At 71.5% G+C, this 14,125-nt stretch carries 10 protein-coding genes and 1 tRNA gene; 8 read left to right on the forward strand and 3 right to left on the reverse strand.

Annotation, left to right across the window (positions count from 1 at the left end; all coding sequences use genetic code 11):
- Positions 1 to 10 precede the first annotated feature (10 nt).
- Entirely contained in the window at positions 11 to 1,705 is a 1,695-nt protein-coding gene (locus tag ACIRRY_RS03520; RefSeq protein ID WP_403967433.1) for a helix-turn-helix domain-containing protein, read from the reverse strand.
- 190 nt (positions 1,706 to 1,895) lie between these two features.
- Between ACIRRY_RS03520 and ACIRRY_RS03525 the strand changes: the two genes are divergently transcribed.
- The 3 genes from ACIRRY_RS03525 (at position 1,896) to ACIRRY_RS03535 (ending at position 5,651) form a co-directional block, all read left to right on the forward strand.
- Entirely contained in the window at positions 1,896 to 3,641 is a 1,746-nt protein-coding gene (locus ACIRRY_RS03525; RefSeq protein WP_403967435.1) for an FAD-dependent oxidoreductase, read from the forward strand.
- An 82-nt stretch (positions 3,642 to 3,723) separates the two neighbouring features.
- Positions 3,724 to 4,584: an intradiol ring-cleavage dioxygenase gene (locus tag ACIRRY_RS03530; RefSeq protein ID WP_403967437.1), complete on the forward strand. Its 861-nt coding sequence runs from the start codon at positions 3,724 to 3,726 to the stop codon at positions 4,582 to 4,584.
- A complete protein-coding gene (locus tag ACIRRY_RS03535) occupies positions 4,581 to 5,651 on the forward strand; it encodes a maleylacetate reductase (RefSeq protein WP_403967439.1) in 1,071 nt (356 codons plus the stop codon). The genes ACIRRY_RS03530 and ACIRRY_RS03535 overlap by 4 nt, the downstream gene beginning before the upstream one ends.
- A gap of 24 nt (positions 5,652 to 5,675) precedes the next feature.
- Here the strand turns inward: ACIRRY_RS03535 and ACIRRY_RS03540 are convergent, their stop codons facing one another.
- Complete coding sequence (locus tag ACIRRY_RS03540; protein WP_403967441.1) at positions 5,676 to 6,254, reverse strand: TetR/AcrR family transcriptional regulator; 579 nt, start codon at positions 6,252 to 6,254, stop codon at positions 5,676 to 5,678.
- 146 nt (positions 6,255 to 6,400) lie between these two features.
- On the opposite strand from ACIRRY_RS03540, the gene ACIRRY_RS03545 reads away from it, so the two are divergent.
- The 4 genes from ACIRRY_RS03545 (at position 6,401) to ACIRRY_RS03560 (ending at position 9,821) form a co-directional block, all read left to right on the forward strand.
- Entirely contained in the window at positions 6,401 to 7,864 is a 1,464-nt protein-coding gene (locus ACIRRY_RS03545; protein WP_403967443.1) for an MFS transporter, read from the forward strand.
- A 26-nt stretch (positions 7,865 to 7,890) separates the two neighbouring features.
- Positions 7,891 to 8,676: an NUDIX domain-containing protein gene (locus tag ACIRRY_RS03550; RefSeq protein WP_403967445.1), complete on the forward strand. Its 786-nt coding sequence runs from the start codon at positions 7,891 to 7,893 to the stop codon at positions 8,674 to 8,676.
- Positions 8,677 to 8,768: 92 nt separating this feature from the next.
- Complete coding sequence (locus ACIRRY_RS03555) at positions 8,769 to 9,683, forward strand: YceI family protein (protein ID WP_403967447.1); 915 nt, start codon at positions 8,769 to 8,771, stop codon at positions 9,681 to 9,683.
- 64 nt (positions 9,684 to 9,747) lie between these two features.
- Positions 9,748 to 9,821: transfer RNA gene (locus ACIRRY_RS03560), tRNA-Pro, on the forward strand.
- Positions 9,822 to 9,989: 168 nt separating this feature from the next.
- Here the strand turns inward: ACIRRY_RS03560 and ACIRRY_RS03565 are convergent.
- Complete coding sequence (locus ACIRRY_RS03565) at positions 9,990 to 11,750, reverse strand: PucR family transcriptional regulator (protein WP_403967449.1); 1,761 nt, start codon at positions 11,748 to 11,750, stop codon at positions 9,990 to 9,992.
- A gap of 466 nt (positions 11,751 to 12,216) precedes the next feature.
- Here ACIRRY_RS03565 and dnaK point away from each other — a divergent pair, with 466 nt between their 5' ends.
- On the forward strand, positions 12,217 to 14,121 hold the full coding sequence (dnaK, locus tag ACIRRY_RS03570) for a molecular chaperone DnaK (protein WP_403967451.1): 1,905 nt from the start codon (positions 12,217 to 12,219) through the stop codon (positions 14,119 to 14,121).
- The last annotated feature ends 4 nt before the right edge of the window (positions 14,122 to 14,125 follow it).

Genomic DNA, 14,125 nt, shown 5'->3' on the forward strand with positions numbered 1-14,125 from the left:
CATGCTGATCTCAGCCGTGTCCGCCCTGGTAACCGCGCAGCTTGCGGTACAGCGTCGCCCGGCCGATCCCCAACGCGGCAGCAGCCCGCGCCTTGTTGCCGCCGTGCCGTCGCAACGCCGCCAGGATCGTGGTGCGTTCGGCGTGCTCCATCGGGCTGAGCCGCCGGGCCGCGGGACCCTCCCGGACGGGATCGGGCAGCTCCGCCCGCCGCACCGGGCCGGTGACCCGCCGGTGTTCCGCCAACGCCCGCACGACATGGGCGAGTTCGGTGACGTTCCCCGGCCACGGGTGTTCCTCCAGCGCGCGCAACGCGTCCAGGGTCCAGGTGAGCGGAGGCTGTCCCGGTACCGGGCGGGGGGCCAGGACCGGCAACAACTCCCGTACGTCCTCCGGGCGTTCACGCAGCGCGGGCAGGGTCACCGACCGGGCCCCCAGGGTGTCCAGCAGCCGCTGGAAGCACGGGCCCGGGGGAGTGCCGGGCGTGTAGGTCACCAGCAGGTAGACGTCGGGGTGTTCGTCGAGCAGGGAGTTGAGCGCGGCGACGTCCGGCTGGGCGAGCCGTTCGGCGTGCCGCAGGAGCAGCGGGCGGCCGTCGGCCAACTCGCTGTACTTCACGCCCAGTTCGGGCGATTCGGCGGCATCGGCGACCAACGGCACGGTCCCGCCGAGCAGTTCACGGGCCAGCGCGGTCTTGCCGCTTCCGCGTTCGCCGGTGAGCAGCAGGGGCTCATGGACCCGGGCCAGCTCGACCGCCCGGGCGACCGCGTGCCGCCAGGGCACCGAACCGCCCGCGAGCGCCAGCGCGGGGCGCGGATCGAGCCGCGGCACCTCGGCGGCGCGCGCCGCGAGCACGGCGACGATCCCGAGGACGCGGCGCTCGTGCCGTACGGGAGCGATCTCGACGGTGCACCCGGCGTCGGCGGGGAGCGTCACGTCGTACGACTCCTCGCCCGTGCTCGCGTGTTCCAGGGCGGCCAGTACCTGGGGTGTGGCGAGGCGGACCGCGGCCTCGCTGATCAGGCGGTTGCGGCCGTCGAGGGCGACGACCGCGCGGTCCGGGCCGTGGGCGGCCCGGGTGTAGGCGTCGAGGAGCACCCGTTCGGCGGTGCGGGAGCGGGCGAGCAGTTCCGCCTCCACGGCCGTGGCCGCCGCCTCGGCGAGGGCGGCCCCGGGATGCGGGCCGCAGCCGGCGCACAGACCGGACGAGACGGTCACCGTGCCGAGCGCCTGCCCGGAGCCCGGGGCGAGCAGCGGCACGCTGACGGCGGACACGTCCTGCCACACGTCGAGGAAGTGCTCGGGGCCGTGCACCTCGGCCCGGCGCCGGGTGCGCAGGGCGAGGGCCGCGCTGTTGTGGCCCACCTCCCGCTCGGACAGGTCGCGGCAGCGGTCGTCGCCGGGGACCTCGCCCGTGGTCCACAGGACCCGCAGCCGCTCGTCGGTCAGGAGCAGCCCGGAGTGGCCGAGCACGGGCGCGATGCGCTCCAGTACGGGCCGCGCAGCTTCCAACAGGTGCGATTCCGGCGGGAGTTCGGGCTCGGGTGCGGGCCCGTCGAGGTCGTGCCGAACGCCGAAGAACCGGGCGCGGCGCCAGGCCGCGAGGACCTCGTCCGGGACGTCGTCGGGCAGCGGGCGGCCGCTCAGGAACCGCTCGCGCGCCTGACGCAGCGGGGCGAGGGCGGGGGAGTGCTCCACGGTGGTCATGACGCCTCTCACCGTATCGGGCCCCTGGCGACGGCCGCCGAGGGGCTGACGCTGTCTCGTAATGAGACACCCGGCGGTGTCCCGCCCGCATGATGATCGTGAAGAGTCGGTGCCCTTCTCACCCCAGTCTCACCCCGTCCCGCTCAGTCCCACCCAGCCTCTCCCTGTCTCACCCCTGGAGCGTCCCGCCGTGCGCGTTGTCGAGACCGACGTACTGATCGTGGGCAGCGGCCCGGCCGGAGCCTCGGCCGCGCTGGCGCTGAGCACCTACGGCGTCCCCAACATCGTCGTCACGCGCTACTCGCGCCTCACCAGGACGCCCCGCGCGCACATCACCAACCAGCGCACCATGGAGGTCCTGCGCGACCTCGGTGTCGAGGACGAGGTGCTGGCCCAGGCGACCCCGCAGAATCTGATGGGCTACACCACGTTCTGCACCAGCCTCGCCGGCGAGGAGCTCGGCCGGATCCGCTCCTGGGGCAACGAGCCGCTCGTGCAGGCCGCCCATGACCTGGCCAGCCCGACCCGTATGTGCGACATGCCGCAGCACCTGATGGAACCGGTGCTCATCGACGCGGCGCTCGCACGCGGCTCGAACGTCCGCTTCAGCACCGTCTACAAGTCCTTCGAGCAGGACGAGGACGGCGTCACGGTCACCGTCGAGGACCGGCTGCGCGGCGACGAGTACCGGATCCGTGCCAAGTACCTCATCGGCGCCGACGGAGGCCGCTCCCAGATCGCCGAGGACGCCGGGCTGCCGATGGGCGGCCAGATGGGGGTCGCGGGCAGCATCAACATCGTCTTCGACGCGGACCTGAGCGAGTACACCGCCCACCGCCCCTCCACCCTCTACTGGGTGCTCGCCCCCGGCGCCACCGTCGGCGGCATCGGCGCGGGCCTGGTGCGCTGCGTGAGCCCCTGGAACGAGTGGCTGATCGTGTGGGGCTACGACGTGAGCGCCGGCGCCCCCGACCTCACCGAGGAGTACGCGCTGTCCGTCGTACGGCAGTTGGTCGGCGACGACGACATCCCGGTCACCATCAAGTCGTCCTCGGCGTGGACGGTCAACGAGATGTACGCCGAGACCTACGCCAACGGCCGGGTCCTGTGCGCCGGTGACGCCGTGCACCGCCACCCGCCGTCCAACGGGCTCGGCTCCAACACCTCGATCCAGGACTCCTACAACCTGGCGTGGAAACTGAAGCTGGTCCTCGACGGCACCGCCACGCCGAAACTGCTCGACACCTACGACGCCGAACGCGCCCCGGTCGGCAAGCAGATCGTCACCCGCGCCAACAAGTCCATCGGCGAGACCGCCCCGATCTTCGAGGCGCTCGACGGCCTCTCCCCGCAGACCCCCGAGCAGTTGTGGGCCAACATCACCGCCCGCAAGGACGCCACCGAGGCCGCGGCCAAGCAGCGGGCCGCGCTGCGCGAGGCGATCGCCTTCAAGGTGTACGAGTTCAACGCGCACGGCGTCGACCTCAACCAGCGCTATTCCGCGGAGAGTTCCATCGCGGTCGTGCCCGACGGTACGCCCGACCCCGGGTTCGACCGCGACCGCGAGCTGTACCACCAGCCCAGCTCCCGCCCCGGCGCCAAGCTCCCGCACGCCTGGATCACCGCCGGCACCCGCACCGTCTCGACCCTCGACACGGTCGGCAAGGGCCGCTTCACCCTCCTCACCGGCATCGGCGGCGAGGCCTGGCTGCGCGCGGCCGAGGCGCAGCCCCTGGACATCGCCACGGTCGTCGTCGGTCCCGGCCGGCAGTACGAGGACCCGTACGGCGACTGGGCCCGGCTGAGCGAGGTGTCCGACGCGGGCGCGATCCTCGTCCGCCCCGACGGGTACGTGGCTTTCCGCCACGCCGACGCGGCCGGGAACGCCGAACAGTTGCTCACGGACGCGTTGCGCCGCATCCTCGGGCACGGCTGACATTTCGCATTCGGGTACAGCGAGTGAGCCGCAGGGGCTGGAGCACCCCGTAGGCGAAAGAGCAATGAGAAGGGGAGCCGCGATGACCACGCACGTCACCGTCACCGATGAGGCCGTCGCCAGTCTGCGGGGGACGGACGACCCGCGGTTGCGTGAACTGCTGACCGGCCTGATCCAACACCTCCACGCGTTCGCCCAGGAGACCCGTCTCACCCAGGCCGAGTGGGAGCGGGCGATCGGCTTCCTGACGGAGACCGGGCAGACCTGCACCGACACCCGGCAGGAGTTCATCCTGCTGTCGGACGTGCTCGGTCTGTCGATGCTGGTCGAGACGATCAACGGCGACCGGGCCCCCGGGGCCACCGAGTCGACGGTGCTGGGCCCCTTCCACATGACGGAGTCGCCGGTCCGTGAACTCGGCGCGAACATCGACCTGGTGGGCGGCGGCGAGCCGTGCGTGGTCAGCGGCCGGATCGTGTCGGGGGACGGCACCCCACTCCCCGGCGCGCTCCTCGACGTGTGGCAGGCCGACGGCGACGGCTTCTACGACGTGCAGCGGCCGGACGTCCAACCCCCGGGCAACGGACGGGGGTTGTTCACCGCGGACGCCGAGGGCCGCTTCTGGTTCCGCACCTGCGTACCGAGCCCGTACCCGATCCCCACGGACGGCCCGGTCGGCGAACTCCTCAAGGCGACCGGCCGCCACCCCTACCGCCCCGCCCACATCCACTTCATCGCCTCGGCCGACGGCCACACCCCCGTCACCACGCACATCTTCGTCGCGGGCAGCGAGTACCTCGACTCCGACGCCGTCTTCGCCGTCAAACAGAGCCTCGTCGAGGACTTCGCCCCGACCGACGACCCGTCCCTGGCACGGGAGTTCGGCATCGCCAACCCCTTCCGCCACGCCCGCTTCGACCTCGTACTGGAGCAGCGGTCGTGAAGGACTTCCTCGACTTCGCCTACGACGCCCAGCCCATGCGGGTCGTGTTCCGCCCCGGCGCCGCGCTGACCGCGACCGCCGGGGAGGCCGAACGGCTCGGTCTGCGGCGGGTGTTGGTGCTCTCGGGCGCCCGGGGCGCGGACACCGCGCAGGCGGTCGCCGACTCGCTGGGGGAGGTGTGCGTCGGGGTGCACGCGGAGGCGAGGATGCACGTCCCGGTCGAAGTCGCCGACCGCGCGGTCGAGTTGGCGCGCACACTGGGCGCCGACGGCTGCGTCGCGGTGGGCGGCGGCTCGGCGGTCGGCCTCGGCAAGGTGATCGCCCTGCGCACCGGCCTCCCGCTGATCGCCGTGCCCTCCACCTACTCCGGCTCGGAGATGACCCCGGTCTGGGGCCTCACCGAACACGGCGCCAAACGCACCGGCCGCGACCCCGCCGTCCTGCCCCGCAGCGTCGTCTACGACCCCGAACTCACCCTGGATCTCCCCGTACCGCTCTCGGTGACCAGCGGCATCAACGCGATCGCGCACGCCGTGGAGGCCCTGTACGCCCCGGACACCTCCCCGTTGATCGCGATGATGGCGGAGGAGGGCGTAGGGGTGCTGGCGGACGCGCTCCCCGACCTGGCCGCCGAACCCCGGTCGTCGGAGGCCAGGAGCCGCGCCCTGTACGGGGCTTGGCTGTGCGGGACCTGCCTCGGCGGTACGACCATGGGCCTGCACCACAAGCTGTGCCACGTCCTCGGCGGCACCTTCGGCCTGCCGCACGCGGAGACGCACACGGTGGTGCTGCCGTACGCGCTGGCGTACAACGAGGCCGCCGCACCGGAGGCGGCGGCCGCCGTGGCCCGCGCGCTGGACGCCGAGGAGGCTCCACGCGCCCTGTGGAATCTGGCGCGGCGGCTCGACGCACCGCGCTCGCTCGCCGAACTCGGCCTGAACGAGGACGACTTGGCGACGGCGGCGGCGCAGGCGGTGAGCCAGGCGTATGCCAACCCACGGCCCGTCACCGAGGACGGGGTGCTCGCGCTGCTGCGTGCGGCGTACTCGGGAACGCCCCCCACGTAGTCGGCCGGTCGGTGGTCCGCGCGGTCAGCGGTTCGTGCGGACGCCGTCCAGCGCGATGGTCAGGACGCGGTCGCGCTGGGTGTCGTCCACGTACTTCGTCCCGGTGATGCCGGCGACCATGCGCAGCAGATCACCGAAGTCCATGTCCGTGCGGGCCACGCCCGCCTTCTGCGCGCGCTCGAACAGCGGGCCGCCCGCGGAGAACATCGAATCCCGGCAGGCGCCGAAGATCTCCGAGTCGTTCTCCAGTGCCTCGCGCACCGCCTGCTTGGTCACCATGTAGCCCGCGAACCGGTCCAGCCACGACTCCAGCGCCTCCCACGGTTCCTGGCCGGCGACGTCCAGGGCGACCTGGCACAGAGCGTTCACCTCGCTCGCGTAGACGCTCTCGAAGAGGGCCCGGCGGGTCGGGAAGTTGCGGTACAGGGTGCCGATGCCGACGCCCGCGCGCCGCGCGATGTCTTCCAGGGACGCCTCCGCGCCGTGCTCCGCGAAGGCCTCGCGTGCGGCGGCCAGCAGGGCGTCGTAGTTGCGGGCGGCGTCCTTGCGGTGCGGTCTCTGCGCCGCGACGATCTCGCTGACGGGGAACGGCTGGGCCGTCACGGGTGCCTCCCTGGGCGGGCTCGGTTGAACCGGAGGTGTGCCTCCGCTATGGTGGAGGGGTACCTCCACTTTAGCAGTGTGGGCGCGTTCCGCCGTAAAGCCCGCGCGGGCGCATCCCCGTTCGCTTGTTTTCGGAGAGGCTCTCCATGCCCCGCAAGTCCACCCGCCTCACCTTCGCGGTCCTCGCGACCGGTGCGGGCGTGTTCTCCATGCTGCAGTCACTGATCGCGCCGGCCCTGCCGACCGTCCAGCACGCGCTGCACACCTCCCAGTCCACCGCGACCTGGGTGATGACGGCCTATCTGCTGTCCGCCTCGGTCTTCACCCCGATACTCGGCCGCGTCGGCGACCTGGTCGGCAAGAAGCGCACCCTCGTCGCCGTCCTCGTGGCGGTGCTGGCCGGCTGTCTGATCGCCGCGCTCGCCCCCAACATCGGCGTCCTGATCATCGCCCGGGTCGTCCAGGGCATCGGCGGCGCGCTGTTCCCGCTCTCCTTCGGCATCATCCGGGACGAGTTCGACGCGTCGAAGGTCCCCGGCAGCATCAGCAACCTGTCCGCCGTGATCGCCGCGGGCGGTGGCGTCGGCATGGTGGCCGCCGGTCCCATCGTGTCCGCGCTCGACTACCGCTGGCTGTTCTGGTTCCCCGTCGGCATCGTCGCCGTCACCACCCTGATCGCCCTGCGCTACGTCCCCGAGTCGCCCAGCCGCGCCGCCGGACGCGTCAACTGGCTGGGCGCCGTGCTCCTTTCGGGCTGGCTGGTCGCCCTGCTGCTGCCGCTGAGCCAGGCCGGCATCTGGGGCTGGGGCTCCGTACGGGTCGTCGGTCTGTTCGCCGCGGCCGTCGTGCTCTTCGCGGCCTGGCTGTTCTCGGAGGCCCGCTCCCGCAGCCCGCTCATCGACCTCAAGGTGATGCGACTGCCGTCCGTGTGGACCACCAACACCGCCGCGCTGCTGTTCGGCGCCGGCATGTACGCGATCTGGTCCTTCCTCCCCGGCTTCGTCCAGACCCCCTCCTCGGCCGGCTACGGCTTCGGCGCCAGCGTGACCGCGTCCGGACTCCTCATGCTGCCCATGCTGATCGCGATGTTCATCTCGGGCGTGCTCAGCGGCCGACTGGAACCCGTCGTCGGCGCCAAGGCGCTCCTCACCACCGGTGCCGCCCTCGGCGCGGTCGCCTGCGGCATCCTCGCCCTCTGGCACGACCAGCAGTGGCAGATCGCGCTGGTCGCGGGCATCTTCGGCCTCGGCATCGGACTCGCCTTCGCCTCCATGGCCAACCTTATCGTCGGCAGCGTCCCGCCCGAGCAGACCGGCGCCGCGACCGGCATGAACGCCAACATCCGCACCATCGGCGGCTCGATCGGCGCCGCGGTGACCAGCGTCCTGGTCACCGGCCGGCTCCAGGCATCCGGCCTGCCCTACGACTCCGGGTACACCCACGGGTTCACGCTGCTGGCGGTGCTGCTCCTCGGCGCCGCGCTGGCCGCGCTCCTGGTGCCGGCCCGGCGGTCCGGTCGCGGCGGAGGAACGACCGTCAGCTCCTCCGAGTCGTCACTCCTGCGGGCGGAGGCGGAGGCCTCTGCGGTGGCTCCCGGCGCCCTCAACTGACCTGCCCGGTGTGCCAGCATGAGCCGATGATCGAAGAGAACGCGCGGGGCTCCGGCGCCGAACTCCTGGACGTCCACCGGCTCCGGCTCGTCGAGACCGCCGCTCCCCGGCTCACGCCCGGGGAGCGGCTGGCCATGGACCGGGTGTGGGACCGACTGGTCGGCGCCAACCCGCACTTCTTCGACGGCCCGGTCCTGGTCTGCGCGGGCGCGGAACGGGAGGGACCGTACGGCCTGACCGTCTCCTGGGTCAGGACGACGTACCGCCACTTCGCCCTCCGCCGCGTCCCCGGCGCCACCTCCTGGCTGCCGTCCTTCTTCGTTTCCGTCCTCCAACCGGCCGACGACGGACGCCTGTTGGTCGGCCGGATGTCCAACTCCACGGCGGCGCCGGGACGTTGGCAACTGCCCGGCGGCTCCCTGGAACCCCCCGACGGCGACGAACCGCTCGACATGGGATCCCTGCACCGGCACGCCGCACGGGAGTTGAGCGAGGAGACCGGCATCGACACCCCGCCCGACGACCTCACCTTCTGGAACGTCACCCGCGCCGGAAACGGCAGCATCGGGGTCCTGTTCCGCGCGCCCGCCCTCCCCGAGGCGCTGCTGCGCGAGCGGCACGCGGCGATGGCGGCGGCGGAACGGGCCGAGGACCGCGAACCGGAGCTGGACCGCATCGCCCTGATCCGCTCCGCGGCCCAACTCCCGGACCTGGCAGGCCCGCACGCGGACTACCTGGAGCCGATCGTCCGCCGCTACGCGGAGGGCGACGGCGGAACAGCGGTCCCCGGTGTCCCGGGTGTCTCGATCTGAGACACCCGTCCCACCACCCGAGCGCGCAGGATCGGGAGCGTGTCGGCTGGCGCCGTATGCCGGTACGACTGCTGTGAAGAAAGGTGATCACCATGGCCCTCGCACTGCTCAGGCGCTGGCTGCCCCAAGGCGCCGCCGCCACGGCGGCGGGCCTCTCGCTCCCCCTTCCGCCCGGCGCGGGCGGCCTCGCCCGGGAGATCGTCGACCCGATGGGGGCGCCCATGGCGTCCGCCGAGGTCACCGTGACGGCCCTGGACTCGCACCGCGTCGCGGCCTCCGGTACGACCGACCCCTACGGCTTCTTCCTCGCGGCCCTGCCGCCCGGCCGCTACGGCCTCCTCGTCTCGGCCCAGGGACTCCAGCCGCACCAGGAGACGGTGGAGATCGTCGCCGGAACCCCCACGCCCGCGGAGCGGGTCTGGCTCCAGCCCGGCCGAGCCCAGGAACTCCCGCCGCCCGGCACCTGGCTCTTCGACCCGCCGCACACCGCGATCCGCTTCATCGCCAAACACGTCGGCATGGCCCATGTGCACGGCCGGTTCGAGCGGTTCCAGGGCGGTATCCAGATCGCCCAGGAGGTGGCCGAGTCCAAGGTCCACGTCCGCATCGACGCGTCCAGCATCACCACCGGCAACACCACGCGGGACAACCATCTGCGCTCCGGTGACTTCCTCGACGTAGCGCGCTACCCGTACATCGACTTCACCAGCACCCGGTTCGCCTACCGGGGCGGCAGCAAGTGGACGCTCCAGGGTTCGCTCACGATGCACGGCGTGAGCCGCTCGGTGAACCTGGACACCACCTACCTGGGCACGGTCAACGGCGGCTACGCCGAGGAACTCCGCTGCGCCGCCCTCGCCACGGCCGAACTGCACCGCGAGGACTACACGTTGAACTGGCGCAGCATGCTGGCCCGGGGCATCGCCGTCGTCGGCCCCACCGTCCAGCTGGAGTTGGACATCCAGGCGATGTACCGCACCCACGACACCCCGACGCCGCCGAAGTGACCCGGCACATGCGGTAGGGTTTACCTGCGTGTTCACCCGGCCGATCGACCGGGTGCGGCGCGAGCGGGACGTGGCGCAGCTTGGTAGCGCACTTGACTGGGGGTCAAGGGGTCGCAGGTTCAAATCCTGTCGTCCCGACGGTGCGAAGGGTCTTCGCAGGCGAGAGCCTGCGGGGGCCCTTTTCGTGTGGGTGGTTTCCGATCCTCGAGGTAGAGCATGTCGCTCATCGGCGCCTTTGCCCGGAGGCGGCGAGAACGCCGTTGCTGGACGTGGACCGCTCTGCGCCGGTCCCGCGGGTGTCCGCGGTCAGTGCCGCCCGCCCAGGATGATTTTCCAGACGCGCGTCGCCACCTGCAGATTGAGCCGGGTGTCCACATCCGTCAGGTCACGGTCGCTGATCTCACGGATGCGCTGCAACCGGTAGCGCAGGGTGCTGCGGTGGACCCTCAGCGCGGCGGCCGCGTCGTCGTAGTTGCCTCCGCAGTCGAAGTAGCGCGAGAGCGTCTCCACCAACTCCGCGTCGTGCCCGGCGTCGTAGTCGATCAGCCGGCCGAGCCACTCCCGCACGAAGCCTTCGAGCTCCCGGAGAGAGTTGCCGGGCCCCAGGATCCGGTACAGCCCGAGTTCGTCGAAGAACGTCGTCCCGCTGCGCTGGCGGGAGTTCTGCCGCACCTCCAGGGCCCGCAGTGCCTCCTCATAGCAGCGGGGGACGGCGTCTGGGGAGTCGCAGGGGGTGCTCACCCCGATCGCACCGTCGGGTGTCCCCAGCTCATGGGTCAGGGCCAGGTGCACGGCATCGTCGTTCGGCCTCGCTTCGGTCAGCAGGACCACCCGGTCTCCGCGACGGGTGATCAGCGGACGGGTCGCTGTGGCGGCCGCGTTCTGCTCGACGGCACGGGTGAAGGAGTCGTCCGGGGTGCAGCCCGGCCACTGCACCACGACCACGTAATGCGTACGGTGCAGGTCGTGGCCGACGGCTTCGGCCCGGGCGTAGGCACTCGTCCCGTCCGTGCCCTCCAGCAGGTCGTCGATCAGCCGGCGGCGCAGCCGTTGTCCGACCTCGGTGAGTTCACGGGTGTGCATGAGTTCCTGGGCGAGCAACTGCTGGGCGTGATCCAAGGCGAACACGGTGTGCTCGTCGGCCGTTGCCCCGGGGTCCTCGACGGCGAGTACGCCGAGGAGTTCGCCGCGCGGCCGGGCCAGGGCGATCAGCCGGCCCCTGACCTTGACCGGGCCCGCCTCGTGCGCGACCTGCCGCAGCATCTCGTCCTGGTGAGTCGAGGACCGCACCGGATAAGGGTCGGGCCGGTCGGGACCGGCCCACGACCTCAGGTTGCCGAACCGGTCCTCGATGAGTGCCGACAGCCCGGTGAGCTCGTACAGCGCTTGCGTGATGGCGTCCTCGCCGCCACCCCGGGCGGCGACACGGGCGAGCGTCTCGTGCACGGTCTCCTGCAGTTGCAGCTCGACTCGCATCGTGTCCAACTGCCGCAGGGCGGTGTCCCGTTCGGCGCGGAGCCGACTCGGTTCGCCGGCGTTGTCACGGTGCGCGGGCCGCGTGGCGGCCACCGACAGAGCCACCGATGTGAGCCCCACGAGGGTCGAGAGGAGGAAGCGCCCCTGCTCGTCGGGCTCGGAAGCGGAGGAGACCACGATGTAGCCGAGCAGACAGCCGGCCCCGCGCAGGCCGAACGCCCAGTTCCAGGACCGCTCCGGCAGGGATACGGATCCGTCGGCCGCGCCCAGCTCCTTCATCCGTGCGTCGTCGACCGTCGGCGCTTCTCCGTCGGGGCCGGGGACGCGGGACAAACCGTCGCTCGTCGCGAGGTATCCGGCCTCGGCGCGGTAGGGACCGAGGGCCCTGACGTGCCGCATGGCCAACCGCACGATCTCACTCTGCTCCGCGCAGGCGAACAGGGCGTGGGACAGCACCAGCAGCCCGTTCGGATCCAGCGCCGCGAGCGGACGGGGGTCGCGCCGGTCGGTCCCCGCGGGGTTGCTCGGGTGGTGGGTCACTTCCTGGGCGGAGACGTGGAAGGACGGCCTCCGTGTCGGGTGGCGGTCCATTGATCACTCCGTTCTCCTCCGGCCGTCGGAGGCGATCGAGCGAATCGTGCGATCCGTGTCCGGGTGGACCCCGAGTACCCAGCCTAGGCACGGACATCGGACTTGTCCGAGTTCGGGCTTGTACTCGTGGACCGATCGACTGCGTCGATTTCCGACCCGCCGGGGTCAGGCGGACCGCGCTGCTCACTTGCCACTGTGGACTGTCAGGGAACCTCGGGCGCACCGGTGGCCGTGGCGGAAAGAGCCGGCTGATGAACGAACAGGCCCGAAGAACCACCGTCTCGTACTGGTCGGGCAGGTGACCGGCCGCATGGGACACAGCGGGCCGGGCCGAACGGCGGGACCGCCACAAGGGGCTTTCAAGAGCAGCCGCCGCGGAGCGGTCCCGCGGTCACCTGGACACGTGCGGAAGATCGGGCGCGACTCCGAGGGTGAAGAGGGGCGCCCGTCGCGGAAGGAGTTCCTCATGGCCAAGGCAGTAGGCATCGACCTGGGCACCACGAACTCGGTGATCGCCGTCTGGGAGGGCGGCGAGTCGACGGTCGTACCCAACAGCGAGGGCAACCGTACGACGCCGTCCGTGGTGGCCTTCACCGACACCGGCGAGCGCCTGGTGGGCCAGCTGGCCCGCCGCCAGGCGATCCTCAACCCCAAGGGCACCATCTACTCGGCCAAGCGGTTCATCGGCCGACACTTCGACGAGATCTCCGAAGAGGCCAAGGCCGTCACGTACGACGTGGTCGAGGGAGACGGCGGCGCCGCCCGCTTCAAGGTGCGCGACAAGCTCTACGCGCCCGAGGAGATCAGCGCGCAGGTGCTGCGCAAGCTCGCCGACGACGCCTCCAAGCAACTGGGCGAGCGAGTCACGGAGGCGGTCATCACCGTGCCCGCCTACTTCAACGACGCCCAGCGCACCGCCACCAAGGACGCCGGACGGATCGCCGGCCTGGAGGTGCTGCGGATCATCAACGAGCCGACCGCGGCCGCTCTCGCCTACGGCATGGACAAGAAGGAGCACGAGACCGTGCTCGTCTTCGACCTGGGCGGCGGCACCTTCGACGTCAGCGTCCTCGACGTCGGCGACGGTGTGGTGGAGGTGCGGTCCACGGCGGGCGACACCCATCTGGGCGGCGACGACTTCGACCGCCGACTGGTCGACCAGCTCGCCGACGGCTTCGAGAAGGAGAACGGCATCGACCTGCGCAAGGACCCGCAGGCGCTGCAACGCCTGTTCGAGGCCTCCGAGAAGGCCAAGACGGAGCTCAGCTCGGTGACCCAGACGCAGGTCAGCCTCCCGTTCATCACGGCCGACGCCTCCGGGCCCAAGCATCTGACCACGACGATCATGCGGTCCACGTTCGAGCAGATCACCGGCGACCTGGTGGAGCGCTGCCTGGGCCCGGTCCGGCAGGCCATGGACGACGCCAAGGTCAGTGACAACGACATCGACGAGGTCATCCTCGTCGGCGGCTCCACCCGCATTCCCGCGGTCCAGGCCCTGGTGCGCAGGCTGACCGGCGGCAAGGACCCCAACATGAGCGTCAACCCCGACGAGGTCGTGGCGATGGGCGCCGCGATCCAGGCCGGGGTCCTCAAGGGCGAGGTCAAGGACGTCCTGCTGCTCGATGTCACCCCCCTGTCACTGGGCGTGGAGACGCGCGGTGGCGTGATGACGAAGATCATCGAGCGGAACACCACCATCCCGGTGCGCCGCACCGAGACCTTCTCCACCGCCGAGGACAACCAGCCCGCCGTCGATGTCGTCGTCCTGCAGGGGGAGCGGGAGAGGGCCGCCGACAACCGGGTCCTGGGTCGTTTCCAGCTCACCGACATCCGCCCCGCGCCGCGCGGTGAGGCGCAGGTCGAGGTCACCTTCGACGTCGATGCCAACGGCATCCTCAACGTCACCGCGCGCGACAAGGACACCGGCAAGGAGCAGGGCATCACCATCAGCGAGAGCTCCAACCTCGACCGCGGCGAGGTCGAGCGGATGGTCCGGGAGGCCGACAGCAACCGCGACCAGGACCAGGCCCTGCGCGAGGCGGTCGACGCCCGCAACGAACTGGACGCCATCGCCTACCAGGTCGAGAAGCGCCTCGGCGAGCTCGGCGACGCCGCGCCCGCCCATGAGAAGGCCCGCGCCGAGATGCTGGTGACCGAGGCCCGCGAGGCGGTCAAGGACGAGGCCGGGGTGGACAAGGTCCGGCCGCTGACATCCGAACTCCAGCAGGTCTTCGCGGGGCTCGCGGCCCACCAGGCCGGATCCGCCGCGGGCGACCCGGCGGGCGCCGGCTCACCGGACGGATCCGGTACCGGCGGGTCCGCGCCGGGCGACGACGACGTGATCGACGCCGAGTTCGACAAGGGCTGAGGTG

The sequence above is a fragment of the Streptomyces sp. NPDC101776 genome, from assembly GCF_044766845.1.
Classification (GTDB): domain Bacteria; phylum Actinomycetota; class Actinomycetes; order Streptomycetales; family Streptomycetaceae; genus Streptomyces.

Coding starts and splice junctions, on each gene's coding strand:
- ACIRRY_RS03520 (WP_403967433.1), bottom strand. CDS start 1,705: ATGACCACCGTGGAGCACTCCCCCGCCCTCGCCCCGCTGCGTCAGGCG.
- dnaK (WP_403967451.1), top strand. CDS start 12,217: ATGGCCAAGGCAGTAGGCATCGACCTGGGCACCACGAACTCGGTGATC.
- ACIRRY_RS03555 (WP_403967447.1), top strand. CDS start 8,769: ATGGCCCTCGCACTGCTCAGGCGCTGGCTGCCCCAAGGCGCCGCCGCC.
- ACIRRY_RS03545 (WP_403967443.1), top strand. CDS start 6,401: ATGCCCCGCAAGTCCACCCGCCTCACCTTCGCGGTCCTCGCGACCGGT.
- ACIRRY_RS03565 (WP_403967449.1), bottom strand. CDS start 11,750: ATGGACCGCCACCCGACACGGAGGCCGTCCTTCCACGTCTCCGCCCAG.
- ACIRRY_RS03550 (WP_403967445.1), top strand. CDS start 7,891: ATGATCGAAGAGAACGCGCGGGGCTCCGGCGCCGAACTCCTGGACGTC.
- ACIRRY_RS03530 (WP_403967437.1), top strand. CDS start 3,724: ATGACCACGCACGTCACCGTCACCGATGAGGCCGTCGCCAGTCTGCGG.